Raw genomic sequence first — 22,423 nt, 5'->3', positions numbered from 1 at the left:
GGCTTTGTTGCATAAATAAAGTCTTTGAAATCAATAGCTTGCAATCACTCTAGAGCAGTTTTTAGGCCAATTTCCGGAAAAATCACTTCGAAGTCTTCGTAAGTCGTTGATTTCATGATAAATTTTCATTCGAGTTATGCAACAAAGCCTATCAACATGGCAAGCTATTCAATAAAAAATTGAATCCGGCAAGCAAGCAACTTGGTCGCTCGCTCACCACATTCCGAACGCAAAAAATAAACGGCACACACGAGTGCCGCGGTAGCTTTACCGGCCGGCGGCAGCGCGCAGCAGCGCCGCCTTGTCCGTCCGCTCCCACGTGAACTCCGGCTCCTCCCGCCCGAAGTGCCCATACGCCGCGGTCTTCGCGTAGATTGGCCGCAGCAGATCGAGCATCTGGATGATGCCCTTGGGGCGCAGGTCGAAATACTCGTGCACCAGTTGCGCGATCTTCTCGTCGGAGATCACGCCCGTGCCTTCGGTGTAGACCGTCACGTTCATCGGCCGCGCCACGCCGATGGCGTAAGCCACCTGGATCTGGCACTGCTTGGCCAGCCCCGCCGCGACGATGTTCTTGGCCACATAGCGCGCCGCATACGCCGCCGAGCGGTCCACCTTGGTCGGATCCTTGCCCGAGAACGCGCCGCCGCCGTGCGGGCAGGCGCCGCCGTAGGTGTCCACGATGATCTTGCGGCCGGTCAGCCCGCAGTCGCCTTGCGGGCCACCGATGACGAAGCGCCCCGTCGGGTTGATCAGGTACTTCGTGTCCGCGGTGATCCATTCCTTCGGCAGCACCGGCTTGATCAGCTCCTCGCGGATCGCCTCGATGAACGAGGCCTTCATCGTCGTCTGCGTCGCGCTCTGGTCCGGGTCGTGCTGCGTGGACAGCACGATCGTGTCGATCGAGTGCGGCTTGCCATCCACGTAGCGCATCGTCACTTGGCTCTTGGCGTCCGGGCGCAGGAAGGGCATGCGGCCGTCCTTGCGCAGCTGGGCCTGGCGCTCCACCAGCCGGTGCGCGTAGTAGATCGGCGCGGGCATCAGCTCCGGCGTCTCGTCGCAGGCGTAGCCGAACATCAGGCCCTGGTCGCCCGCGCCGGTGTTCAGGTGGTCATCGCTGGCATGGTCCACGCCCTGCGCGATGTCGTTCGACTGCTTGTCATAGGCCACCAGCACCGCGCAGCCCTTGTAGTCGATGCCGTACTCGGTGTTGTCGTAGCCGATGCGCTTGATGGTGTCGCGGGCCACCTGGATGTAGTCCACGTGCGCGTTGGTGGTGATCTCGCCGGCCAGCACGACGAGGCCGGTGTTGCACAGCGTCTCGGCAGCGACCCGGCTGCGCGGGTCCTGTTCAAAGATCGCGTCGAGGATCGCGTCGGAGATCTGGTCGGCCACCTTGTCGGGGTGTCCTTCCGAGACGGATTCGGATGTGAAGAGGAAATCGTTCGCCACTTATAAACTCCTGAAGTCGGACAAGCTGATGGGGGCGTGTCGCCGTTGCTGTTCGGGAGCCTGCGGCGAACGCTTTAGCGGAATTTTCCAAATTCAGTCTGACTGAATAAGCGTTCCCGGTGTCTCCCCAGGCCCGTCGCCCCGCAAGTTGTTCCTTAACTCGGCGAACCGCCCGATTCTATGTCTCTGATCTCGACGCTGTTCAGGCTGGCCTCGCAGCGGCCGCTGTCGCATTTGCAGTTCTGTGGTGCAGTTCTCGGCTGGCTGGCCTATCTCGGCTCGCCAACCTATCGCCGCCGCCTGCGCGACAACGTGGCGCAGGCCGATGTGCCGTGGTCCGCCGCGCGGCCGGCCATCGCATCGGCCGGGCGCATGGTGGCGGAGCTGCCCTGGCTGTGGAGCCGCGGCCCCGATGAACGTCTGGGCGACCTCGTGCGCTGGGAGGGCAGCGAGCACCTGGACGCCGCACTCGCCGCCGGCCGCGGGCTGGTGATGCTCACGCCCCACCTGGGCTGTTTCGAGATCATCGGCCAGGCGTATGCCGAACGCTTCGGCGCGCAGCAGCCGATGACCGCGCTCTACCGCCCGGCGCGCAAGGCCTGGCTGCGCGACATCGTGGCGCAGTCGCGCAACCGCCCCGGATTGGAAACGGCTCCTGCCACGTTGGCCGGTGTGCGCCAGATGATCCGCGCACTGCGCAAGGGCGGCACGATCGGGCTGCTGCCGGACCAGGTGCCGCCCGAGGGATTGGGGGTATGGGCGCCGTTCTTCGGGCGCGAGGCGTACACGATGACGCTGGCGGCGCGGCTGGTGCAGCAGACCGGCGCGGCGTGGCTGCTGCTGGCATGCGAGCGGCTGCCGGGTGGGCAGGGCTACGTGATCCGAGTGCAGCCGCCCGCCGAGCAGCTACCCGGCACCCATGATGAACCGGACACCGAGCGGCTTGCCCTGCGCAGCGCGGGTGTGGTCAATCGGACGATGGAAGCCCTGATCCGCCAGAATCCGGGCCAATACCTCTGGGGCTACCACCGCTACAAGGCACCCCGTCCGATCGACACCCCGGCCCCGACGCCCTCCGACGCTGCATGAAATCGCTCTTCTCCCGCGCTGGCGCCCATGCAGTGCTGAGTCTGCTGTGGCTGCTGCACTGGCTGCCGATGGGTGCGCAGCACCGACTCGGCCTGGGGCTGGGCGCGCTGCTGTGGACGCTCGGCAAATCGCGCCGGCGCATCGCGCTGCGCAACCTCGAACTGTGCATGCCCGAGAAGCCAATCGCCGAGCGCGAAGCCATCGCCCGCGCTCACTTTGGCTGGCTCGGCCGCAGCTTCCTGGAGCGCGGTGTGCTCTGGTATGCCTCGCGCGAGCGGCTGAACCGGCTGATCCACGTCGAAGGCGACGTGAAGCTGGCCGAGCGCAGCGACCGCCCGGTGATGTGGCTGGTGCCGCACTTCCTGGCGCTGGACGCGGTCGGCATCGGCCTGCTGCTCAACCAGACGCGCCACGCCGGCTCGATCTACCAGGCGCAGAGCAACCCGGTGTTCGACGCCGCCGTGCGCCGCGGCCGGCTGCGCTTTGGCGGCGTGGAGGTCTACGCCCGGCAGGAAGGCGCGCGGGCGCTGATGCGGGCAATCAAGCGCGGGGATGCGTTTTTCAACCTGCCGGACATGGATTTCGGGGCACGGGACGCGGCATTCGTGCCCTTCTTCGGCGTGCCGGCGGCCACCTTGCTGGCGCCGTCGCGGATGGCGCATCTGCTGAACATGACGGTGCAGCCGGTGGTCGGCGAGATGCTGCCGGGGGGTGGCGGGTGGCGCCTGCGCGTGCTCGACCCGTGGCCGGACTTTCCCACCGCCGATGCCGAGGCCGACACGGCGCGCATCAACCGCTGGATCGAGGAGGAGGTGCGCAAGTTGCCGGAGCAGTACCTGTGGGTCCACAAGCGGTTCAAGACGCGGCCGGCGGGGGAGGCGGGGTTGTATTGACAATCCGCGCCAGCGTGCCATCGTCCGCACCATGACGACGCCCTTGCCCATTCCCTCCGAAGCACTGGTCGATCGGCTGCGGCAGGCGCTGCCCACGCTGATGGCGGTCTACGCCTTCGGCAGCCAGGTCCACGGAACGGCCGGCCCTGACAGCGACCTGGATCTGGCCGTGCTCCTGCCGGGGCACGCCGATCCGGTCGTGCTGTGGGAGCTGGCCGGTGCGTTGAGCGACGTGGCGGGATGCCCGGTGGATCTGGTCGATCTGCGTGCGGCCTCGACCGTCCTGCAGTACCAGGTGCTGGCCCATGGGCAACGCTGGTGGACCCGCGACCGCCAGGCGGGCATGTGGGAGGCGTCCATGCTCAGCCACAAGACCGACCTGGACAGCGCCCGTGCGCCGCTGATGGCCGACATCGCCCGAGAAGGACGCATCCATGCCCGATGACATTTTGGTCAACAAGGCCGCGACGATCGAACGCTGCGTGGCCCGAGCGCAGGAGGAATACCACCGCGACCCGGCGACCTTCGCCACCGACTACACCCGGCAGGATGCGGCGATCCTGAATGTCCAGCGCGCCTGCGAAGCCGCGCTTGACATGGGCCAGCACCTCATCCGGCGCGAGCGGCTGGGCGTGCCGCAGAGTTCGCGGGATGTGTTCGAGCTGCTCGCCCGCGCTGGCTGGATCGACGCGGAACTGGCCGCGGATCTCAAGCGGATGGTGGGGTTCCGCAATGTGGCGGTGCATGACTATCAGGCGCTGCAGCTGCCGATCACGGTGGCGGTGATCACGCGGCATCTGGGGGAGTTTCTGCGGTACACGGAGGCGTTGCTGCGCAGGGACAGCGCATCCGGATAGCACTACGGCATCCAGTGCTATAGTTCCGAACTTAACGAGATTTACGAACTCTCGTTTTCAAAGGGAACTCCAGATGCAGGCCGTTGCAGATCAACAAATCCACGAACAACTCGATAGCGCAACCTCCGCTTACGCCGGGTACCTGATCATCCGCCGCAATGGCGCAGTAGTAGCCTTCGAACCGCACAAGATAGCGGTAGCAATGATGAAGGCATTTCTCGCCATTCGCAGCAACCCAACCTGCCGGGCAAAGCCTCCATCCTTCGGGCTCCTTGCCTCCCGACTCATCAAATGGGGAGTCAACACAGAGCAAGAGCAAGTGCCTGAACTTCTTCGGAGGCACACGCTTCCACGCATGAAGTCAACACCAGGCAACGGCTTGACGCAAAGCCAAGCAGGCTTTCGTTCATGCGGCTTCTTCAGCCAGGCCAAGGTCAACGGCCGCAACGCGCCGTGACACACGGCACCTCAGTCACCCCCGCCATGAAACCCCACACGACTGAAACCCCGACGTCTTTCGCCATTCCACGCCGAAGCGCACGCACCGCCCAACCTTCGCCCTACCTGAGTGCCGCCGAAACCAGCGCCCTGCTCCATGCCAGTCTCGACAGCCGCCTGCGCCGCCTCGATCAGGCCGACATGATGACCACCGACGAAGCCGCTGCCCTGCTCGGCACGAGCCGTGTGACCGTCAACGCCTGGATCAACAAGGGCCGCTGCATCGGGCTGACACAGACCAAGCGCGGCTTCAAGGTACCACGCTGGCAGTTCGAGCCGGTCATCTGGGACCACCTGCCCGGTATCGGTCAGGCCCTGGGACTGCATGAAGGCTGGGCGCTGCTGAATTTCTTCGAGACACCGCACGGCGGCCTCGAAGGACTGACACCGCGGCAAGCACTGGAACAGGGTCAGGCCGAGCGCGTGCTCGCCGTGGCCCAGGCGGAAGGCGCGTGAACCGCGACCTTCCCACATGAAACTGAGCGATCTCACCTACTGCCAGGAACACACCCTCCCGCGGCTGCATTCGATGTACCGCATCCAGCGCACGCGACGCACCACGTCCACCGTAGCCATCGGCCCCGTGCGCCTGCCGCCCACCGGGCTGTTGAGTGGCCGGTTCGATCTGCCGAGGACGCCTGTCGCGTATTTCGCGGAAGAGCCGGAAACCGCTGCCTATGAAACCCTCGCCCGACGCGAGGCTCTGGCCCTGTCGATGGCGGACCTGCAATCGCGCAGCATGCTATGGGTGCAACTGACCGAGTCCGTCACGCTACTGGATCTCCGCCCGCACACGCCGACATGGCCGGTACTGACTTCGCTGCGGTTCGCCTGCACGCAGGAACTCGCCAGCGACGCCGAGCGCCACGGCTTTGCAGGGCTGGTCTATCGGTCGGCACAGCAGTACGACCATGACTGCTACACGCTGTTCGGGCCGTCGATCAGCCTGTTGCGTCGCGTGGAAAGCACCCCGCTGGTGGATCGCGCCACAGGTGGTCTGCACCGTCTGCTGCGCGACGCGGCCCGTGGCGCACAGATGGCGTTTGTCCCCTGACCCGCCCCCGCGATAATTCCCCCATGACCCCCCGCCCGCCCCTCCCCTTCACCAAGATGCACGGCCTCGGCAACGACTTCGTCGTGCTGGACGCCACCCGCGCGCCGCTCGACCTGAGCGAGGCCGATCTGCGCTTCCTCGGCGACCGGCGCTTCGGCATCGGCGCGGACCAGATCCTCGTCGTCGAGCCGGCCCGCGCTGCCGACGCCGACTTCCGCTACCGGATCTTCAACGGCGCGACCGGCGAAGAGGTCGAGCACTGCGGCAACGGTGCGCGCTGCTTCATGCGCTATGTGCGCGACCGCGGGCTGACCGACCGGAACACGGTACGCGTCGAGACGATGAACAACCGGATCGTGCTGGAGATGACCGCCGACGGGCGCATCACCGTGGACATGAACCAGCCGATCTTCGCCCCCGTGCAGATTCCCTTCGATCCGAGCGGGCTGGTGCCACGGCTGGTCAACGGCTTCGAACTCTGGCCGCTGGCGAACCCGGCCGATCCCGCACAGGTGGTCGAGGTCGCCGCCGTCTCGATGGGCAACCCGCACGCCGTGCAGCGGGTCGAGGACGTGGACACCGCGCCGGTCGCCACCATCGGCCCGTGGGTCGAGGCGCACGCGTGCTTCCCCCGCAAGGTCAACGCCGGTTTCCTGCAGATCGTCGATCGCGGCCATGTCCGGCTGCGCGTGTACGAGCGCGGTGCGGGCGAGACGCTGGCCTGCGGGACCGGAGCCTGTGCGGCGGTGGTTGCCGGCATCCGGCTGGGCTGGCTGGACGCGGTGGTCGAGGTCGAGACCCGCGGCGGGCGGCTGACCATCGCGTGGGACGGCGTGGGCCACAGCGTGCGCATGACCGGGCCGGCGGTGACGGTGTTCGAGGGCACCGTGGTGTTCCCGGACTGAGTTTTCCGGATCGCTGGATTCGGGTGATGAAGGCGGGTTGCTGACCAGCTTTTCCGCGGCACCGCCCGAGACCCCTGCGCTACCCTGCTGCCCATGAGCACGCAGCAGGGCCTTTCCGAAATCGACATCGCCAGTTATCTGGCGCGCACGCCGGGCTTTTTCGAGCGCCATGCCGACTTGCTCGCGCATGTCGAGCTGGCCAATCCACACGGCCCGCGCGCGGTGTCGCTGCAGCAGCGGCAGATGGAGATGCTGCGCGAGCGCATCCGCGGCATGGAGCGCCGGCTGATGGACATGATCCGCCACGGCCAGGACAACGCCGCGCTGACCGACCGGCTGCACCAGTGGGTCTGCGCGCTGATGCAGGCCACTGACGCACGCGAGATTCCCGAGATGCTGGTGGTCGATCTGCAGGAGCAGTTCCGGATTCCGCAGGTGGCGCTGCGGCTGTGGGACGTGGCGCCGGCCTTTGCGGATCAGCCGGTGGCGCGGGGCGTCGGGCCGGAACTGCGGCGCCTGGCGTCCAGCCTGCGCACGCCGTATTGCGGCGCCAACACCACCTTCGAGGCGGTGCGCTGGCTGGGACATCCGTCGGCAGTGGCGTCGCTGGCGCTGCTGCCGTTGCGGCGCAGTTACACGGGGCCGGCCTTCGGGATGCTGGTGTTCGGCTCGCCTGACCCGACGCGCTACACGCCTGAGATGGGCACCGACTTGCTGGTCCGCATCAGCGAACTCGCCAGTGCCGCCGTAACGCGGCTGTTGCCGGCGTCGGACTGAGCGGGGTCAGCGTCCGACGGGCGAGGCGTCCGCGTCCGACGCAACGTACATCGACGCCAGCGCCTGCGTCTCGACCGAAGCGACCACCGCGAGGCTCGACACCGGCTGTGGCGCAGCGCCCAGCAGGTGGTGGCGTCCACCACCGTGACCGCCACCATGTCCACCGCCACGGCCCCCGCCGCCCCGGCCCTCGAACCCGCCCGGCGCACACACGCTCAGCACCGGCGACAGCACGCAGCACCCCGTCGTCGCTGCCACCAGCACGGCCAGCGAAGCGGCCCGAACTCCATTGCGCATCCACATCAGAAACTCCAGCGCGGCAAGAGGCCGCAACCCAGATCAACGCCCGGCGGCGGGCCACGTTGACTCAGGCGCCTTGCCGCAGCGCCAGCGCAAGGTCGAACACCACCCGGTCGTCCAGCAGATCCTGGTGCCCGCGCCCCGGCCGGTGGACCGACGCCGCACCCTCCAGCACCCCGCAGCACGGCGGGAACACCACGTTGTCGCAGTCGCTCCAGACGCAGGTGAAGCGCGCCCGCCACGCCGGGGACTCGCTGTCCGCCAAGGCCTGCAGCCACGGGCTGTCGCGGCGCATCTGCACGGCATTCGTCTGCCGCCCAAGGCGCGCGAGCCAGGTACCGCGGTGAGGTGTGCCGATCGTCAGGACGTGGTGGATGCGGGCGTCCGTCGCCTCGGCGGTGCCGCCCTGCTGCAGCCGCGCATGCCGCCAGGCCCGCAGCACCAGCCCGCCCATGCTGTGGCAGACGACCAGCGGCGCCTGTCCCGTGGCACGCTGGAGTTGCACGAGCGCGGCGTCGATCTGGTCGGCGTAGTCGTCGATCGAGCCGAAGACCGGCTCCAGGCTCACGCCAATGAACGGCACGCCCTGTGCCTGCAGCCGGGGATACCAGCGGTTCCAGAAGCCGCGGTTGCAGAGATAGCCGTGGACCAGCAGCACGCCGCGTCCACCCTCACCCCGTCCCTCCAGCACATCCGGCCACAGCTGGTCCGCGAACGGCATCGCCCAGCCGAACGCCCGCCCCGACGCCGCCGCCTCGCGCCACCACGCCCGCACGCGCCGCAGAAAGCCGGGCCGCGGCGCGGGATCGTGGCCGTGGACACCGGCCGCCAGCGCCTGCTCCAGCCCGAGCGCCAGCGCGTTCAGCCCCAGCAGCGCCAGCACCGGTCCCAGTGCAAGCACCAGTCCCCATCCCTGCCACGCGCACCAGCCCAGCCAAGCCGCGATGACCAATACCACCGCGAGCGCGATCCGTTTCAGCCAACTTGCCAACATGTCTGCACAGTCCCTTCTTGCATGGCGTCCAATCCATCCTCTTCGCCGACATGAAGGGAACACATGTTCGCCACCCTGCCCACTGAACTCCTGCCGCACATCCTGGCGCTCTTCACCGGCACACCCTGTCTCGTGGCGCTGTTCGATGAACAAGACGCACTGCGTTGGGCCAATCCGGCGTACCGGACGCTGTTTGGCCTGAGCGCGCAAGCAGCGCCGACCTGGATGGACATCATGCGCATCAACCACCGGCAGCGCCGAGGGACGGCGGTGCAGACCGACGATTTCGAGCGTTGGCTGTCGTCCGCAGCCTCGCGGCGCGGCAAGCAGCCCTTCCGCCAAATCGAGATCGATCTGGTGGATGGCCGCTGGATGCTGATGACGGAGACCGTGACCGAAGCGGGCTGGATGCTGTGCTTCGGCATCAATGTCTCCGAAATGGGACAGGACCAGCGGCAACTGCGCGCCGCGCACGACCTGGCCGTGCGCGCCAGCCAGGCCGATGCGCTGACGGGCATCGGCAACCGGGCGTTCGTGCTGGCGCGGCTGCAGGGGCTGCTGTCGGCAGATCTGGTCGCACAGCCGCTCTGTGTCGGGCTGGCGGACCTGGACCACTTCAAGCGCATCAACGACCAGCGTGGTCACCTCGCGGGCGACCAGGTGCTGTGCGACTTCGCCCGGCTGCTGCAGGGCAGCCTGCGCCGCAACGATGTCTGCGGGCGCATCGGTGGCGAGGAATTCCTCATCACCCTGCCCGACACGCCGCTGGCCGAGGCGCAGGAAAGGGTCGGGCAACTGCTGGAGGCGGTGCGCCAGTCGCATCCGCTGGGAGATGCACCCGAATTTGGCTACAGCAGCTCGTTCGGACTGGTGCAGGTGCGGCCGGGCGAGTCGGTCAACGCCGTGCTCGGCCGGGCCGATGCCGCGATGTACGACGCCAAGCGCACCGGGCGCGACCGGATCTGCACGGCAGATTGACGCTCCGGCCAGGTGCCGCGGCCTTCACGCCGGGCGCACGAGCCGCTGCAGCGCCGCCCGGATCGACGCCGGGATCGCCACCGGGCGCTGGGTCGCGGTGTCCACGAACACATGCACCATGCGGCCGACCGCGCAGGCCTCCGGTTCACCCGGCTGGAACAGGCCGGTTTCGTAGGTGACGGACGAGTTCCCGAGCTTGACCACCGCCACGCCGATGTCCACCTCGCCCGGGTAGGCGACCGGCGCGAAGAAATCGCACTCCGAGCGGACGATGAAGCCAACCACGTCGCCGCGGTGGATGTCGAGCTGGCCCTCGGCGATCAGCCAGGCGTTGATGACGCTGTCGAAGTACTGGTAGTAGATGGCGTTGTTGACGTGGCCGTAGCAGTCGTTGTCGGTCCAGCGGGTGGTGACGCAGTGGTGGTGGGGGAAGTCGGTGGCGGTGGGGCGGGTGGGCATGGGGGGATTTTGTGCAAGAAACGGGTGGGGTGCGCGGTGCACTCGCACAGACACCATTGCGTCATGCCCGCGAAGGCGGGCACCCACGCGCCGGCCTGACAGTCTTTGGTCGCGGTAGATCCTCGCCTGCGGCTGGCCAAAATTGCCTGGACTGGTCAGCAAGCCGCTCGGGCCAGACGGAAGCCGAAGTTGTAGTCCGGGACATCCGGCGCGCCTGCGCGGCGGTAGGCGGAGCGACAGTACCCGCCGGGGCTGACCCAGCCGCCGCCGCGACGCACCCGCCAGCGACTTTCTGTTTTGTCTTGATGGGCAACTGGGGTTTCCGCCGTTCCTTCGAGATATTCGGCGTACTCGTCCACACACCACTCGTACACATTGCCGTGCATCTGGTGAAGTCCCCACGGGTTGGCGGGGAGCGCCTTCACCGGAACAGTATTTCCCCGGTACTCGCCCTTGCGGCCGCCCGCATACGGAAAGTTGCCGTCGTAGTTCGCCTGTTCCGTAGTGACGTTCTCGCCAAACGAAAACGGCGTCTTCGTCCCCGCACGGCAGGCGTATTCCCATTGCGCCTCCGTCGGCAGCACCAGTTGCAGCCCGGGTGCCAGGGCGTTGATCTTCGGCAGGAACTCGTCCGTGATGTCGAGCCAGCTCAACTGCTCCACCGGGTTTTGCGGGTCGTCCTTGAACTGGCTCGGGTTCGCGCCCATCACCGCTTCCCATAGCGCCTGCGTGCAAGCGGTGTCGGCCAGCCAGAAGCCGTCGGTCAGCACAACGCGGTGCTGGCGTTCATCGTCGGATCGCTCGGCTTCGCTCTCGGGCGACCCCATCAGGAACTCCCCCGGCGGAATCCAGCGCATCACCTGCCGCACCCCCGCGACCTCGAACGCCTGCCACAGCCCGGTGCGGTCCTCGCCGTAGGCGCAGGCCCAGCGGAAGGGCATGACGGGCGGCAGTGACAGCGCAGTCGGCATCGTTCACCCCCGCCCGGACCGCTTCGCCGCCGCCTTGTACACGGCGTCCCGCTCCCGCTTGCCCACCGCCACCACCAGCAGCAGCATCACGTTGTCACGCACCTCGTACACCAGCCGATACCCGGCATCGCGCAGCTTGATCTTGTAGCGGTCCTTCTGCCCATGCAGCCGCGCCGCCGGCACATGCGGGTTCTCCAGCCGCTCGGCCAGCTTCTTCTTCAAGACCTCGCGCACGGACCCGTCCAGTTGCTTCCATTCGGTCAGCGCAGCGGGCAGGAAGGCCAGCTCATAGGTCATCGAGCGACATCGGGATTGGCGTCTCGCCAGCCGCCAGACGGGCAGACGCCAGCGCGTTGAGTTCCAGGTCTTCCAGCCGCTCCAGTAGTGCCTCGTAGGCCAGGGCTGGCACGCAGTAGAACGTCGGCTCGTTGCGGTTGAGGATGACCACGGGGGCGCCGTCGCCCGCCGCCACGGTGGCCATGGGATTGCGCTTCAGCTCGGAGATGCTGGCCGTGGTCGAGGCCAGGATGGTGTGGGCCATGATCGGTTCCGGGGGTGGTAGATCGGGCCAATTCTAGGACTGGGAACAGGTCTTGAGAAATGGCACAGACACCGCAGCGGTGTACCAGGCAAAAGTGGCCCCGGCGGGTGTTCAGCCATCGGCCTACTGACGCACCGGGGCCGTCGGGCTTCGCCGGCCGAAACCGGACAGGCCGCACCGCTGGGCTTGCTGATGTCCCTCGTTCAGCCTGCGCTCGGGCCAGACGGAAGCCGATGTTGTTGTTCCGGTCATCCGGCTCGTTCGCGTTGCGGTTGGCGGAGCGGCAGTTCCTGCCGTTGTTGATCCAGCTCCCGCCGCGAAGCACCCGCTGGCGACGTACTCTCTTCCTGTGGCAGTGCAGCCGACGGGCAGCGTAGCACCGCCCGCTGCCAGCCCCGGCGCCGGGTCGGCAGGCTCAGGCTGCGCAGTACCTCGGCGCGCTGCTGCAGCCAGCGTTCATCGGCGCCGTCAGCCTCCGCGTCGTGGATCTCGCGGGCCATGCGGCGCCACGCCCGCTGCCGCCGTGGTCCGAGCCGCAGCCCGGACGGCCAGACCCGCATCCCGCACAGCGACAGCCCGCGCCCGCTGCGCTGCACGATCGGCGGCTTGAAATCGAGCCCCAGCGTTTCGGGCAGCCACGCCATCAGCCGGTCGCGCAGGGCACGCGCCGCCTCGCCGCTGTCGCACCACAGCACCACGTCGTCCATGTAGCGCAGGTGGGCGCGGCATTCGGGCTGCGCGATGGCGCGGCGGTCGAGTTCGCCGAGGTACTGGTTGGCGAAGTGCTGCGAGGTCAGCGAGCCGATGGGCAAGCCGCGTCCGGGCGTGTTTTCGTGGGCGTGGACGATGTGCTCGACCAGCCGCAGGGCGCCGCCCTTGAGCCGGCGAGCCAGCAGCGCGAGCAGCCGGTCATGCGGGATGTTCGGAAAGCAGTGGCGCACGTCGAGCTGCAGGTACCACGGATGGCAGCGGCACTGCGCCAGCGCGTCCTCCAGCGCGACATGCACGCCGCGTCCTGGGCGGCAGGCGTAGCTCGTCGGCACCAGCGCCTTTTCCAGCCGTGGCTCCAGCAGCCGCATCAGTGCGTGGTGCGCCACGCGGTCGGCGAAGGGGGCGGCGTGGATGAGGCGCGGCTTGGGGTCGCGGATGGCGAATTCGCGCAGGCGGCCATCGGGCAAGCGGGCGTCGAGCAGGGCCAAGCGCACCGCCTCCAGCCGCTGCGGCGCCGCGTCGAGGAAGGCCACCACATCCGGGCGCTGGCGCTTGCCCTTGGCGGCGGACCACAGCGCCGCCTCCAGGTTCGGCCACGCGGCCACGTCGGCCAGTTCGATGCGCACGGTGCGGGTCATGGCGCAGCCGCCGCGACAGGCGGAACCGCCAGCGTGGACACGACCTCGCGCATCACGGCCAGCACGGACTCGCCATAGCGCGTCACCCGACCTTCGCCAACACCATCGAGGCGACCCAGCGCAGCGGCGGTGGTCACGCGCTGCTGCACGATGGCGGCGAGTTGCTCATTGGTGAAGATGTTGTAGACCTTCAGTCCCTCGACCTCGGCGATCTGCTTGCGCAACTGGCGCAGGCGGTCGAAGACGGCGAATTCGGCGGGGGGCAGGGTTTCGCGGTAGTCGATCTCCTTGCCGCGGCGCAGGGGCGGCGACATCGGGGCGGCGCCGGCTTCTCCGTCGATCCAGGTGACGCACACCGACCAGAAGCTCGCCGCGCCGTCGGTGATCAGTTCCTTTTCGACCCGGGCCACGCGATGGCTGGCCACGAAGCGGTTGAACTCCGTCTGGGCCTGATCGGGAGCAATGGCGGGGATGGCGAAGAACTGGAGCTTCATTTGCGCCTAGCCTTTTGTTTCAAATTTCGCGCCGCCTTCGGCGGCTGCGCTTCGCCCTCCGGGCTGCGCGAAATACCTGGGGGCTCCGCCCCGCCAGCCTCTGGCTGGCCAAATTGCCTGAGCTGGTCTGGCTGGTCAGCAAGCCCTCGGGCCAGACGGAAGCCGATGCTGCTGCTCCGGCCATCCGGCCCGGACGCGTTGCGGGAGGCGGAGCGGCAGTACCTGCCGTTGAGGATCCAGCCCCCGCCGCGAAGCACCCGCAGGCGACCTTTTTCTTTTTTGTCTTGATGGACAACTGGGTCTATCAAGGTTCCTTCGGGATATGCGGCCAACGCATCTTGGCACCACTCCCACACGTTGCCATGCATCTGGTACAGCCCCCACCGGTTCTCCGGCAGCGCCTTCACCGGCACCGTCTTTCCGCGCTTCCCTTCGAAATTCACCTGATCCTGGTCGATCTCGTCCCCGAACGAATACCTCGTCTGGGTACCAGCACGGCAGGCGTATTCCCACTGCGCCTCTGTCGGCAACGTCAAGTTCAAGCCCGGCACCAACTTGTTCAGGTGCGGCAGGAACTCTTGCGTGATGTCGTTCCAGCTCACGTTTTCCACGGGGTTCTGCGGGTCGTTCTTGAAATCGCTCGGGTTCTTGCGCATCACCGCTTCCCAGAGTTCCTGGGTGCAGGCGGTGTCGGCGAGCCAGTAGCCTTGGGTCAGCAGGACGGGGTGTTGGGTTTCCGTGTCGGCGCCATTGGTCGAGCGTTCCTTTTCGGATTCGGGGGAACCCATCAGGAACTCGCCGGGCGGAATCCAGCGCAGGCGTTGGGTGACCGAGCCACGTCGTCCACGAACCGTAAATTCAGCCCAGCTCCCCAACTCATCCGACCCCGTAGCGGATGCCCAGGACAAGTCAGCCTCTGCATGCGTCTGTGCCCGATCGCGTGCGTCCCACCAGCAAGCTTTCCTCAACAAACCCAGTGGCACCAGGTCGGCCAGACCAGCCCCGAGATCGAACCACTCAGCAGGTGTCCAGATCACTTCACGGCCATCTGGCAACTCGGCATGCCATTCGCCCTGGTCGAACCAGATCGACTCGGCCCAGTCCGGGCGCTCGAACGACTCCAATTCCAAACACCGCCCCCCGACCTCCACCCGGCAGGTTGCCCCGACCCCGGCGTCAGCAACCTCACCACTCGACAGCACCGAGGTCGTCAGCAGCCCGGCATCGTCCTGGCGAAACACCGCCTCAGGCAGTGCCGCCAGCAACCCATCAATCAGCTTGCGCACCGGCACCTTGTCGAGCAACGACGTGCCCAACACCGCCCCGACCGGCGCCAGCCACTGCCGCCACCCGGACCGTGTCGTCGCATCGCCCATCAGCACCTTGTGCAGCGCAATGCCCAGCCCCGCCACCACGGTCTTGCTCAGGCCCTGCGCCACCGTGCCATCGCGCAACAACTGGCCCACCAGCGCCTTGGCTCGGGCCACATCACCGTTCACGTAACGAACAGCCACATCGATGACCAGGCTCAACTGCACGGCCTCGGGTGGCTGCGCCACGTGCCGGGTGATCGACCAGTACGCCACGCCGGGCAGATCGCTCGCGAGCTGTATGCCGGTTGTCTCTGGCGACCGGGGTTGCAATCTGAGCTGAATCGGTCCCGGCTGTCCGGGCTGGGCAGGTGGCAATTGCTCCAGCGTCAGGACCATCGGACGGGTGTCGTCACCCGCCAGCAGCCAGGCTTGGGCGTCCAGGTTGATGCCGGCAGGCAGGGGCTGTGCGCCGCTGCGCAGCCGGTCCCGGTGCGCCAGCAGCCACGCCGCCTGCAGCTCTTCACCGCCACGGGCGACCAGGTCCAGGTTGCGAATCCCGAACTGCGCCATGTACGCCGTCACCTCCCCCGACAGATTCCGATCACCAGACCGCGCGATGGCGACACAAGCCTGTCGCGCCAGGGCATCCGCCGCCTCGATGCCCGCCCGCAGCATCGCCGACAACGGATGGTCAATCGGCCACTCGGGAGCGATGTGGCGGGCGTATTCGGCCCGGACTAGCGGCGAGCCAGCCTGCAGATGCCGCCACATCACCGACACCACCGCCGTGCGCTGCGCCTGCGGCAGCGCCAGCCAGTCCAGCCGCACACGCGCCATGTCCTCGGGATCGACCATGCAGGTCGTTGCACCGGACCAGATCGCCGCGTCATGCCAGACCGCCAGTTCGGTTCCCACGTCCACCGCCGCCCCCTGCCGCGCCAGCGCCCGCCGCAGGTCTCGCAGCACGTCAGGGGTCACGCAGGGATGTCCGAACAAGGCGGCTCGCAGCCCGCGCACGCCGTCATCCGGCAAGCCTGCTGCTGGCGCACGCATGGATCGCCATCCTGTCCGGCGCACGAGACGCATCGACGCCGACTCACCGTCCAGCAGCAGCGCCACGTCCATCGCCCGCGCCACCTCCGCCACCACCTGCCGGCGCGGCAGCGGCGCCAGCAACAACGCCCTCGCCCCTGCCCGGTCGAGTCGCTGCCCCCACGCCGCCCACCGCGCCATCAGCGCCACATCCGCCGCCCCCTGACCGGCGTCTCCCAGCACGGCCACTGCACAGCGCCCATCGACAGACAGCGTGGGCGGATACCGGTCGGCCTCATGCACCTCCAGACGCGGCCCCAGCACCCGCTCCAGTGAACTCAGCACCCTTCTCAGGTCTTCGTCCAACGGGCACAGCCGCTCTCGAACATCGAACACCACGCACACCCGCACCGGCCAAGCGGCCCGCTCCCGCACCGGCCAGCGGTGGATCGGTTCACGCCGTGTCAGGTGGCGCAGCAAGCGGGCCATGTCGGGCGCGCGGGTGCGGCGCTGACGCGCCAGATGCCGCCTCAGGAAAGACGCCAGCCGTGCATCGCTGACCAGCGGCGCGACCACCGGCGCTTGGGCATCCGGTGCGCGCTCGAATGCTTCGATGCCCGGCAACTCGGCTTGGGACAACCACGCCGGCATGTCGGTTTGCACGCCCGATTTGCGCAGATCCGACGCCACGCGCCAGAACCGTTGCTTCGGGACTGAACGGGACTCCGGTCGCTCGGGATCACGCTTGTTCTGGCCTCGTACCGCGCCAGCATCGGAGCCACCCGGCCACTCACCTGTGGTCTCGTCAGGGGGGCGCTGGGGCAACCCTTTCGATGTTTTCGGCCGCTCGAAACCCAAGGCACTCGCGGCGTCCGCCCACTGCGACTCGGGCAGGGCGTCCAGCACCCGCAGCAGGTCACCCCAGCCCATGTCGGTCTTGTTCATGGCGACAGGCTGCGGGTCTTGCGAATGAACGTGCTGAGCAATTCGATCCGCCGGCCTTGTTCAGCGGGGTTGTTGGCATACAAGGTGGCCAGTGCCCCGATGAGGTCCAGGTATTCAGAAGTACCCGGCAGGTAGTCGCCAGGGTCCGCTCCACGCCGCACGGCCACGATCCGTTCTGCCGCCTCGTTGAGGACATGGCACGGGCCGGGCCACTGACCGATGGCGGTCAGGTAACGCTGGTGCTGCGTGCCCAGCAGGACCAGTTCCTTGATCAACGCCTGCTCGTCCTTGGGCAACTCCAGCGTGATCGACAGGCAGCGCCTCAAGAACGCTGGCGGCAGTTCGCGCTCCTCGTTGGTCGTGATGACGATCAGGGGCCGGGTCGCCGCCGTGCAGCGCACCGGCTGCGCACCCTGGAACGGCGGCGTGAACCCCTTGTTGGCCAGCACATCGAGAAGGGCGTTCGGCAAGTCCGGATCAGCCTTGTCGATCTCGTCGATCAGCAGCACGGCCCGGTCAGCGTTCGGCTTCCAGACCTGCGGTGCCTCGCAAGGCACCGAGGCACGGCCGCAGTTCGTCGCCTGCCGCTGCGCACCATCCCAGTCATAGGCCCACCACAGCGCCTGCGGCTGGACATAGTGCAACTCGTCCTTCGCCTGATGGGCTTGTGCGTCCGACAGGCGCTTGACCGCATCGACACGCCACATCAGGTCGTGCGGCTCCGTGTGCCCGTCGATCACGATGGAGAGAAAGGGCCGGTTCGCGAAGGCCGCTGCCGCACGGGCCGTCTGGCTCTTGCCGACACCCGGCAATCCGCGCACCAGCAACGGCCGCCCGATGGCCTCGGCCGCCCGCAGCGCCGCGACCGTTTCCGCCTTGAAGCGGTGGACGCCCGCCGGCCAAGTGCCGTGCTCAGGGATGTCGATCGGCAAATCATCCGGTGTCTCGCTCACCGGATAGTCAGGAATGGGTGGGAGTTGCACAGTCATGGGGTCGTACCGATCGTGTTGATTTCATTCAGGCAATACATGATCGCCACCTTCATCTCGATTTCGTCCTGATGCAGCACGGTCGGCAGATGCGAGGGTGTCTTCCCCAGCCGCCCGACCGCCGCGATGCCCAGTTCCTCGGCCAGCGATTGCAGTACCTGCATCACCTCCGGCTGATCACCCACCACATCAGTGAGCACATAAGGCTTCTTGACCTTGGCGCTGAACGCAAGGAACTTGCGGAACTCATCCAGTTTGTCTTCGGGTAGCGGCTCGCTTGCCCCTGCCGGATAAGAGACCGTCTTCTTGGCCCGCGTCCAGGTTTCCTTATGGGCTTTGGCATTGCGGTCCTTGCCGATTCCGGCATGGCCTACGAGGTCGATGGTGCGTTCGGAATGGAATCCTTTTTCGTCATCGGTTTCGGTGCGCAACTCCACCGGCGAATCGGTCGCGACGGCATGAACGATGGCGGCAGTTCCGGCCAACGCCACCGGCATCGGCCTGTCTGCACTGCCCTCGTCGCACCACTCACGCGCCGCCGCACGATCGACCAGCAGCCCGCACAGACAGGACAGCATCGTCAGGCAGTCCTTGTGACGCTGTTTCGCTGTTTCGAGGTTGGGCGGTTCACCTGCCCAGACTTCCTTTGCTGTCTGCAGGGCGATCACCAGACTGGCCACCAGATCGCCACGCCGGTCAGGATCGAAGCTGCCGAGCGGCTCAACGCCCCAAGCTGTGGAAAGGGCAGCCAAGCTGGGATGCTTCAGCCGATCCGAGATCGTCTTGTGGGCAGCGGCCCACGCCTGAAACTCCGGCACAGTCGGGACGGGGTGCAGCCCGGTCTTGTCGGTGATGGCCCGTCGCAACTTCACGAAGGACACCCCCCACTTCTCGACCTTGCCACTCAGTTTCACCTCCAGTTGCACCGCATTGCGGTCCATCAGCACAGCCAAGGGCGCCAGCTCACCCATCAACTGGTCCTTGGGGATCGCGGCCACCTCCCAGAGCACCGGCACGATCAGCGGCCCGGTCTTGTCCTGCGCCAACGCCAGTGCCCGCGTCACCTCGCGGCGCACATAGTCCACTTCGTTGGAGGCCAGGCGTCGTTTCAGTTCATCCAGCCAGATCGGTGTGATCAACACCAGCACCACCTTGGCCGCAGAAACCTTCTCATCCAGATACGCTGGGAACTCGACGCCGGGATCAATGTCCTTTCGATCCAGAAACACCGTGTTCGGCCCGAACCAGCCAGCCAGGTGCTGGTAGAACGGTTCCGCGAACTGATCCCGATCGGCTCGCCGATAACTGATGAAGATCGGCCGCCCTGGCTCTTCTGTACCCATGCTTGCCCCCATGTCTATTCACCCAAACAGCGCAGCGACTTTCTCCGAGCCACCCCAATCTGTCAATCGAGACGCCACCGCATACCAGCGCCCACCCCAGGGTGACCACCCGGAAACTCCATCCTTCGATTGATGAATTTTCTATTCATCTACTATTCACCGCATGTCCACCGCAGACCTGCTCGCCCACCTCCAGCGCCTAGGCCCGCTCACCTCCCCCGAGCTGCAATCCCTGCTCGGCAAGAGCCAGCCCACCATCTCCCGCCTGCTGCGCGACCTCGGCCCGCAGGTCGTCACCCTCGGCGCCGGCCGCACCACGCGCTATGCCGTGCCGCAGCCCATCCTCGGCCTGTCCCCGCGCCAATCGCTGTACTGGATCGACGCGACCAGCACGGCGCAGTCCTGGGGCGAACTGACGCTGCTGCACGGCGGACGTGTCCACGTCACGGCGCCGGGGCTGGACGTGCTGACCGCGCCGGGCGAGCCGTGGCCCTGGTTCCTCGCGCCGCTGCGGGCACAGGGCTTCCTCGGCCGCCTGCTGGGCAAGCAACTCGCAGGCCTCGGCTTCGACAGCAACCCCGAACGCTGGACCACCGAGCAAGCGCTATTCGCTGCTACCCACCTGCCAGACGCTCCCGGTGCCATCGTTCTGGGCGACGCGCTGGCACAGCCGGTGCAGCCCGTCACCGTGGACACCGCCGACCCGACCGCCCGCGCCGCCACCTACGACACCCTCGCCGCCGATGTCGCCGCCACGCTGCCCGCCGGCTCCTCCGCTGGCGGCGAGCAGGCCAAGTTCCTCTACCGCCGCGCCGACGGCCAGGGCGCCGAGCTGGTCAAGTTCAGCCCACCCCACGGCACCCCGTTCGGCGACCGCTGGAGCGACCTGCTGCACGCCGAGGCGCTGGCGCTGCAATTGCTGGGCGACCACGGCGTCCCGGTCGCGCATACCGAGGTCATCCGCACCCCGCGCCGCACCTGCCTCGTCTCGCAACGTTTCGACCGCCTCCCGCCCGCCACCCCCGGCGCACCACTCGGCCGCCTCCACGTCGTGGCGCTCGACGCCATGCACCAGGCATTCGTCGCCGGCCCCCGCCAGCACTGGGCCGCCACCCTCGCCGAACTCGCCCGCCAGCGCCGTGTCCCGCCCGAGGTGCCCGTGCAGGCCGAGCACCTGCTCCACTTCGGCCGCCTGATCGGCAACACCGACATGCACTTCGGCAACCTGAGCCTGTGCGTCACCCGCGAGGACGTGGCGGCGGGCCGCTGCACGCTGGCGCCGCTGTACGACATGCTGCCGATGCGCTGGCGGCCGGACGTGGTGCGCGGCGATCTGGACCTGCTGCCATTCGAGCCAGACGCCGCCGCGCTGGGCTGTGCGCCAGCACGCGCCTGGGCGCAGCAGTTCTGGGCCGCGATGGCGGAACACCCGGGTGTCAGCCGGGCGTGGCGGGCGCTGGCGGTGACGATGCAATCGAGAATCGCCCCATGACCGCCTCTCCCGCCATCCTCCAGGCCCTCGCCGCCGCCGCCCTCTTCGGCGCCAGTGCCCCGCTCGCCAAGCTGCTGCTGGCGCAGTCCTCCCCGTGGCTGATGGCCGGCCTGCTCTACGCCGGCTCGGGCCTCGGCCTGCTGCTGTGGCGGCTGGTCACGCGGGCGCCCAGCGTGCGCATGCCCAAGGGTGAGGTGCGCTGGCTGGCATTCGCCATCCTGGCGGGCGGCGTGGTGGCGCCTGTTCTGCTGATGCAGGGACTCGCACAGATGCCCGCGTCCGGCGCATCGCTGCTGCTCAACGCCGAGGCGGTGCTGACGGCGGTGATCGCGTGGGTGGTGTTCCGGGAGAACGCGGACCGGCGCATCGTGCTCGGCATGGTGGCCATCGTGGCCGGGGCGGTCGTGCTGGCGGGCGGTGATGCCTCCGGGTTCGGCGGGATCGGGCCGGCCGCGCTGGTGCTGGGCGCCTGCCTGTGCTGGGCGGTGGACAACAACCTGACGCGCCAGGTGTCGCTCACGGATGCCTCGTTCATCGCGATGGCCAAGGGGCTGGCCGCGGGCGGCGTGAACCTGCTGCTGGCGTGGCAGACCGGCGCCGCGTGGCCGGGCCTGGGCGTGGCCGCAGCGGCGGGGCTACTCGGGCTGCTGGCCTATGGGGTCAGTCTGGTGCTGTTCGTGGTGGCGCTGCGCGCGCTGGGCACGGCGCGCACCGGGGCGTATTTCTCGGTCGCGCCGTTCTTCGGGGCGGCGCTGTCCGTGTGGCTGCTGGGCGAGCCGGTCACGGCACCGCTGCTGCTGGGCGGGGCGCTGATGGCGCTGGGTGTCTGGCTGCATGTCACCGAACAGCATGGCCATGCCCATACCCACACGCCGCTAGAACACCGCCACGCCCACGTCCATGACACCCACCACCAGCACCTGCATGACGCCGACGCGCCCCCCGGCGAGCGCCACACCCACTGGCACCGCCACGCGCCGCTCACCCACACCCACGCGCATTTCCCGGATGCACACCATCGGCACCCACACTGAATGCGCTGAAGGGAGGCTGAGCAACAGCGGGTGATTCAGATCATGCGGGGAACCGCGGTGCCGCTCTACAGTCGGACAGTCTTTCCACTGACCCCGACACCATGCAAAAAACCTCCGCACTCGCCGTCACCGCCCTCACCCTGGCGCTGTCCGCCCTGGCCGCACCGGCTGCGCACGCCGCCGATGGCTGGCAGTGGCTGCCGGCGGTCAATGACCCGACGTGGAAGCCCGAAGCCTCGCTGGCCCTCACCGGCAGCCGCGTCGGCCCGGGCACCGGTCCGAACGCCAACGGCTGGGGCTTGGACCTGAACTTCAACTGCGGCCTCGTGCAGACCCCCGACAAGCGCATCCGCAGCCATGTGAACGTCACGCACACGAGCAAGAACGGCACGTCGGTGAACGCCTTCGAGGTGTCACCGCGTTACACGGTGCCGCTGGGCGACGGCCTGTCGGCCGGTGTCGGCCCGAGCGTAGGCGCGTTCCAGGTCAGCACGCCGGGCAATGACCGGACGCTGCTGGGCGTGGGCGCCGCAGCGGGCATGAACTACCGCGCCGGCATGCTCTACACCGGCTTCGACATCCGCTACCACGCGACCACGTCGCGCAGCGGCGTCGACCACGACCCGCTGACCTTCGGCGCGAAGGTCGGCATCAACTTCTGACC

24 protein-coding genes and 2 pseudogenes are annotated in these 22,423 nt (G+C 67.7%); 13 read left to right on the top strand and 13 right to left on the bottom strand.

Annotated elements, in window-relative coordinates:
* Nucleotides 1-267: 267 nt before the first annotated feature.
* Nucleotides 268-1,452, bottom strand: coding sequence for a methionine adenosyltransferase (gene metK, locus RMP06_RS00950; protein WP_310459904.1), 1,185 nt, complete (start codon nt 1,450-1,452; stop codon nt 268-270).
* Between the two features lie 189 nt (nt 1,453-1,641).
* On the opposite strand from metK, the gene RMP06_RS00945 reads away from it, so the two are divergent.
* The 9 genes from RMP06_RS00945 (at nt 1,642) to RMP06_RS00905 (ending at nt 7,525) form a co-directional block, all read left to right on the top strand.
* The gene (locus tag RMP06_RS00945; protein ID WP_310459907.1) at nt 1,642-2,541 is read left to right on the top strand and encodes a lysophospholipid acyltransferase family protein; all 900 of its coding nucleotides are present in this window, start codon (nt 1,642-1,644) and stop codon (nt 2,539-2,541) included.
* Entirely contained in the window at nt 2,538-3,434 is an 897-nt protein-coding gene (locus RMP06_RS00940) for an LpxL/LpxP family acyltransferase (protein ID WP_310459903.1), read from the top strand. Before RMP06_RS00945 ends, RMP06_RS00940 begins: the two co-directional genes overlap by 4 nt.
* Before the next feature lie 31 nt (nt 3,435-3,465).
* Nucleotides 3,466-3,879 (top strand): type VII toxin-antitoxin system MntA family adenylyltransferase antitoxin, encoded by a 414-nt coding sequence (mntA, locus tag RMP06_RS00935; protein WP_310459902.1) that lies wholly within the window; start codon nt 3,466-3,468, stop codon nt 3,877-3,879.
* On the top strand, nt 3,869-4,291 hold the full coding sequence (gene hepT / locus RMP06_RS00930) for a type VII toxin-antitoxin system HepT family RNase toxin (protein ID WP_310459901.1): 423 nt from the start codon (nt 3,869-3,871) through the stop codon (nt 4,289-4,291). Before mntA ends, hepT begins: the two co-directional genes overlap by 11 nt.
* Nucleotides 4,292-4,364: 73 nt before the next feature.
* Nucleotides 4,365-4,748 (top strand): hypothetical protein, encoded by a 384-nt coding sequence (locus tag RMP06_RS00925; protein ID WP_310459900.1) that lies wholly within the window; start codon nt 4,365-4,367, stop codon nt 4,746-4,748.
* A gap of 26 nt (nt 4,749-4,774) precedes the next feature.
* Nucleotides 4,775-5,245 (top strand): helix-turn-helix domain-containing protein, encoded by a 471-nt coding sequence (locus RMP06_RS00920; protein WP_310459899.1) that lies wholly within the window; start codon nt 4,775-4,777, stop codon nt 5,243-5,245.
* A 16-nt stretch (nt 5,246-5,261) separates the two neighbouring features.
* Complete coding sequence (locus tag RMP06_RS00915) at nt 5,262-5,843, top strand: RES family NAD+ phosphorylase (RefSeq protein ID WP_310459898.1); 582 nt, start codon at nt 5,262-5,264, stop codon at nt 5,841-5,843.
* Nucleotides 5,844-5,866: 23 nt separating this feature from the next.
* Entirely contained in the window at nt 5,867-6,748 is an 882-nt protein-coding gene (gene dapF, locus RMP06_RS00910) for a diaminopimelate epimerase (protein ID WP_310459897.1), read from the top strand.
* A 93-nt stretch (nt 6,749-6,841) separates the two neighbouring features.
* Nucleotides 6,842-7,525, top strand: a complete 684-nt coding sequence (locus RMP06_RS00905) for a DUF484 family protein (protein WP_310459896.1) — start codon at nt 6,842-6,844, stop codon at nt 7,523-7,525.
* A 6-nt stretch (nt 7,526-7,531) separates the two neighbouring features.
* Here the strand turns inward: RMP06_RS00905 and RMP06_RS00900 are convergent, their stop codons facing one another.
* Both RMP06_RS00900 and RMP06_RS00895 read right to left on the bottom strand, forming a co-directional pair.
* A complete protein-coding gene (locus tag RMP06_RS00900) occupies nt 7,532-7,828 on the bottom strand; it encodes a hypothetical protein (protein ID WP_310459895.1) in 297 nt (98 codons plus the stop codon).
* 64 nt (nt 7,829-7,892) lie between these two features.
* Nucleotides 7,893-8,819 (bottom strand): esterase/lipase family protein, encoded by a 927-nt coding sequence (locus RMP06_RS00895; protein WP_310459894.1) that lies wholly within the window; start codon nt 8,817-8,819, stop codon nt 7,893-7,895.
* Between the two features lie 63 nt (nt 8,820-8,882).
* Between RMP06_RS00895 and RMP06_RS00890 the strand changes: the two genes are divergently transcribed.
* Entirely contained in the window at nt 8,883-9,797 is a 915-nt protein-coding gene (locus RMP06_RS00890; RefSeq protein WP_310459893.1) for a GGDEF domain-containing protein, read from the top strand.
* A 24-nt stretch (nt 9,798-9,821) separates the two neighbouring features.
* On the opposite strand, the gene RMP06_RS00885 is transcribed toward RMP06_RS00890, so the two are convergent.
* The 10 genes and pseudogenes from RMP06_RS00885 to RMP06_RS00845 form a co-directional block, all read right to left on the bottom strand.
* Entirely contained in the window at nt 9,822-10,256 is a 435-nt protein-coding gene (locus RMP06_RS00885; protein WP_310459892.1) for an acyl-CoA thioesterase, read from the bottom strand.
* 155 nt (nt 10,257-10,411) lie between these two features.
* On the bottom strand, nt 10,412-11,227 hold the full coding sequence (locus tag RMP06_RS00880) for a formylglycine-generating enzyme family protein (protein WP_310459891.1): 816 nt from the start codon (nt 11,225-11,227) through the stop codon (nt 10,412-10,414).
* Between the two features lie 3 nt (nt 11,228-11,230).
* Nucleotides 11,231-11,524 (bottom strand): type II toxin-antitoxin system RelE family toxin, encoded by a 294-nt coding sequence (locus RMP06_RS00875; protein WP_310459890.1) that lies wholly within the window; start codon nt 11,522-11,524, stop codon nt 11,231-11,233.
* Complete coding sequence (locus RMP06_RS00870; protein WP_310459889.1) at nt 11,514-11,768, bottom strand: type II toxin-antitoxin system Phd/YefM family antitoxin; 255 nt, start codon at nt 11,766-11,768, stop codon at nt 11,514-11,516. The genes RMP06_RS00875 and RMP06_RS00870 overlap by 11 nt, the downstream gene beginning before the upstream one ends.
* A 274-nt stretch (nt 11,769-12,042) precedes the next feature.
* Nucleotides 12,043-12,093 (bottom strand): annotated as a pseudogene (locus RMP06_RS21425) (hypothetical protein); the annotation flags it as partial.
* A 301-nt stretch (nt 12,094-12,394) separates the two neighbouring features.
* Nucleotides 12,395-13,117, bottom strand: a pseudogene (locus RMP06_RS00865) (reverse transcriptase domain-containing protein); the annotation flags it as partial.
* The gene (locus RMP06_RS00860; RefSeq protein WP_310459887.1) at nt 13,114-13,611 is read right to left on the bottom strand and encodes an HRDC domain-containing protein; all 498 of its coding nucleotides are present in this window, start codon (nt 13,609-13,611) and stop codon (nt 13,114-13,116) included. The gene RMP06_RS00860 and the pseudogene RMP06_RS00865, both read right to left, overlap by 4 nt.
* A complete protein-coding gene (locus RMP06_RS00855) occupies nt 13,608-16,901 on the bottom strand; it encodes a formylglycine-generating enzyme family protein (RefSeq protein ID WP_310459886.1) in 3,294 nt (1,097 codons plus the stop codon). Before RMP06_RS00855 ends, RMP06_RS00860 begins: the two co-directional genes overlap by 4 nt.
* Nucleotides 16,898-17,890 carry an AAA family ATPase gene (locus tag RMP06_RS00850; protein WP_310459885.1) on the bottom strand — a complete coding sequence of 331 codons (993 nt, stop codon included), beginning with the start codon at nt 17,888-17,890 and terminating at the stop codon, nt 16,898-16,900. Before RMP06_RS00850 ends, RMP06_RS00855 begins: the two co-directional genes overlap by 4 nt.
* On the bottom strand, nt 17,887-19,233 hold the full coding sequence (locus RMP06_RS00845; RefSeq protein ID WP_310459884.1) for a toll/interleukin-1 receptor domain-containing protein: 1,347 nt from the start codon (nt 19,231-19,233) through the stop codon (nt 17,887-17,889). Before RMP06_RS00845 ends, RMP06_RS00850 begins: the two co-directional genes overlap by 4 nt.
* Nucleotides 19,234-19,396: 163 nt before the next feature.
* Here RMP06_RS00845 and RMP06_RS00840 point away from each other — a divergent pair, with 163 nt between their 5' ends.
* The 3 genes from RMP06_RS00840 to RMP06_RS00830 all read left to right on the top strand — a co-directional run bounded on the left by RMP06_RS00840 (nt 19,397) and on the right by RMP06_RS00830 (nt 22,421).
* A complete protein-coding gene (locus RMP06_RS00840) occupies nt 19,397-20,725 on the top strand; it encodes a HipA domain-containing protein (RefSeq protein WP_310459883.1) in 1,329 nt (442 codons plus the stop codon).
* Nucleotides 20,722-21,759, top strand: coding sequence for a DMT family transporter (locus tag RMP06_RS00835; RefSeq protein WP_310459882.1), 1,038 nt, complete (start codon nt 20,722-20,724; stop codon nt 21,757-21,759). The genes RMP06_RS00840 and RMP06_RS00835 overlap by 4 nt, the downstream gene beginning before the upstream one ends.
* A gap of 101 nt (nt 21,760-21,860) precedes the next feature.
* Entirely contained in the window at nt 21,861-22,421 is a 561-nt protein-coding gene (locus tag RMP06_RS00830) for a hypothetical protein (RefSeq protein ID WP_310459881.1), read from the top strand.
* Nucleotides 22,422-22,423: the final 2 nt, after the last annotated feature.

The organism is Sphaerotilus sp., from assembly GCF_031429695.1.
Classification (GTDB): domain Bacteria; phylum Pseudomonadota; class Gammaproteobacteria; order Burkholderiales; family Burkholderiaceae_C; genus Sphaerotilus.
The sequence above is the reverse complement of the archived record's forward strand: the minus strand, read 5'-3'. Positions and strand labels throughout refer to the sequence as shown.

What these genes read in the sequence shown, in the direction of transcription:
- RMP06_RS00885 (WP_310459892.1), bottom strand. Translation starts at nt 10,256, where the DNA reads ATGCCCACCCGCCCCACCGCCACCGACTTCCCCCACCACCACTGCGTC.
- RMP06_RS00880 (WP_310459891.1), bottom strand. Translation starts at nt 11,227, where the DNA reads ATGCCGACTGCGCTGTCACTGCCGCCCGTCATGCCCTTCCGCTGGGCC.
- RMP06_RS00905 (WP_310459896.1), top strand. Translation starts at nt 6,842, where the DNA reads ATGAGCACGCAGCAGGGCCTTTCCGAAATCGACATCGCCAGTTATCTG.
- RMP06_RS00890 (WP_310459893.1), top strand. Translation starts at nt 8,883, where the DNA reads ATGTTCGCCACCCTGCCCACTGAACTCCTGCCGCACATCCTGGCGCTC.
- RMP06_RS00830 (WP_310459881.1), top strand. Translation starts at nt 21,861, where the DNA reads ATGCAAAAAACCTCCGCACTCGCCGTCACCGCCCTCACCCTGGCGCTG.
- RMP06_RS00835 (WP_310459882.1), top strand. Translation starts at nt 20,722, where the DNA reads ATGACCGCCTCTCCCGCCATCCTCCAGGCCCTCGCCGCCGCCGCCCTC.
- RMP06_RS00860 (WP_310459887.1), bottom strand. Translation starts at nt 13,611, where the DNA reads ATGAAGCTCCAGTTCTTCGCCATCCCCGCCATTGCTCCCGATCAGGCC.
- RMP06_RS00940 (WP_310459903.1), top strand. Translation starts at nt 2,538, where the DNA reads ATGAAATCGCTCTTCTCCCGCGCTGGCGCCCATGCAGTGCTGAGTCTG.
- RMP06_RS00900 (WP_310459895.1), bottom strand. Translation starts at nt 7,828, where the DNA reads ATGTGGATGCGCAATGGAGTTCGGGCCGCTTCGCTGGCCGTGCTGGTG.
- RMP06_RS00895 (WP_310459894.1), bottom strand. Translation starts at nt 8,819, where the DNA reads ATGTTGGCAAGTTGGCTGAAACGGATCGCGCTCGCGGTGGTATTGGTC.
- RMP06_RS00870 (WP_310459889.1), bottom strand. Translation starts at nt 11,768, where the DNA reads ATGGCCCACACCATCCTGGCCTCGACCACGGCCAGCATCTCCGAGCTG.
- RMP06_RS00920 (WP_310459899.1), top strand. Translation starts at nt 4,775, where the DNA reads ATGAAACCCCACACGACTGAAACCCCGACGTCTTTCGCCATTCCACGC.
- RMP06_RS00850 (WP_310459885.1), bottom strand. Translation starts at nt 17,890, where the DNA reads ATGACTGTGCAACTCCCACCCATTCCTGACTATCCGGTGAGCGAGACA.
- RMP06_RS00925 (WP_310459900.1), top strand. Translation starts at nt 4,365, where the DNA reads ATGCAGGCCGTTGCAGATCAACAAATCCACGAACAACTCGATAGCGCA.
- RMP06_RS00875 (WP_310459890.1), bottom strand. Translation starts at nt 11,524, where the DNA reads ATGACCTATGAGCTGGCCTTCCTGCCCGCTGCGCTGACCGAATGGAAG.
- RMP06_RS00840 (WP_310459883.1), top strand. Translation starts at nt 19,397, where the DNA reads ATGTCCACCGCAGACCTGCTCGCCCACCTCCAGCGCCTAGGCCCGCTC.
- dapF (WP_310459897.1), top strand. Translation starts at nt 5,867, where the DNA reads ATGACCCCCCGCCCGCCCCTCCCCTTCACCAAGATGCACGGCCTCGGC.
- mntA (WP_310459902.1), top strand. Translation starts at nt 3,466, where the DNA reads ATGACGACGCCCTTGCCCATTCCCTCCGAAGCACTGGTCGATCGGCTG.
- hepT (WP_310459901.1), top strand. Translation starts at nt 3,869, where the DNA reads ATGCCCGATGACATTTTGGTCAACAAGGCCGCGACGATCGAACGCTGC.
- RMP06_RS00855 (WP_310459886.1), bottom strand. Translation starts at nt 16,901, where the DNA reads ATGAACAAGACCGACATGGGCTGGGGTGACCTGCTGCGGGTGCTGGAC.
- RMP06_RS00845 (WP_310459884.1), bottom strand. Translation starts at nt 19,233, where the DNA reads ATGGGTACAGAAGAGCCAGGGCGGCCGATCTTCATCAGTTATCGGCGA.
- RMP06_RS00915 (WP_310459898.1), top strand. Translation starts at nt 5,262, where the DNA reads ATGAAACTGAGCGATCTCACCTACTGCCAGGAACACACCCTCCCGCGG.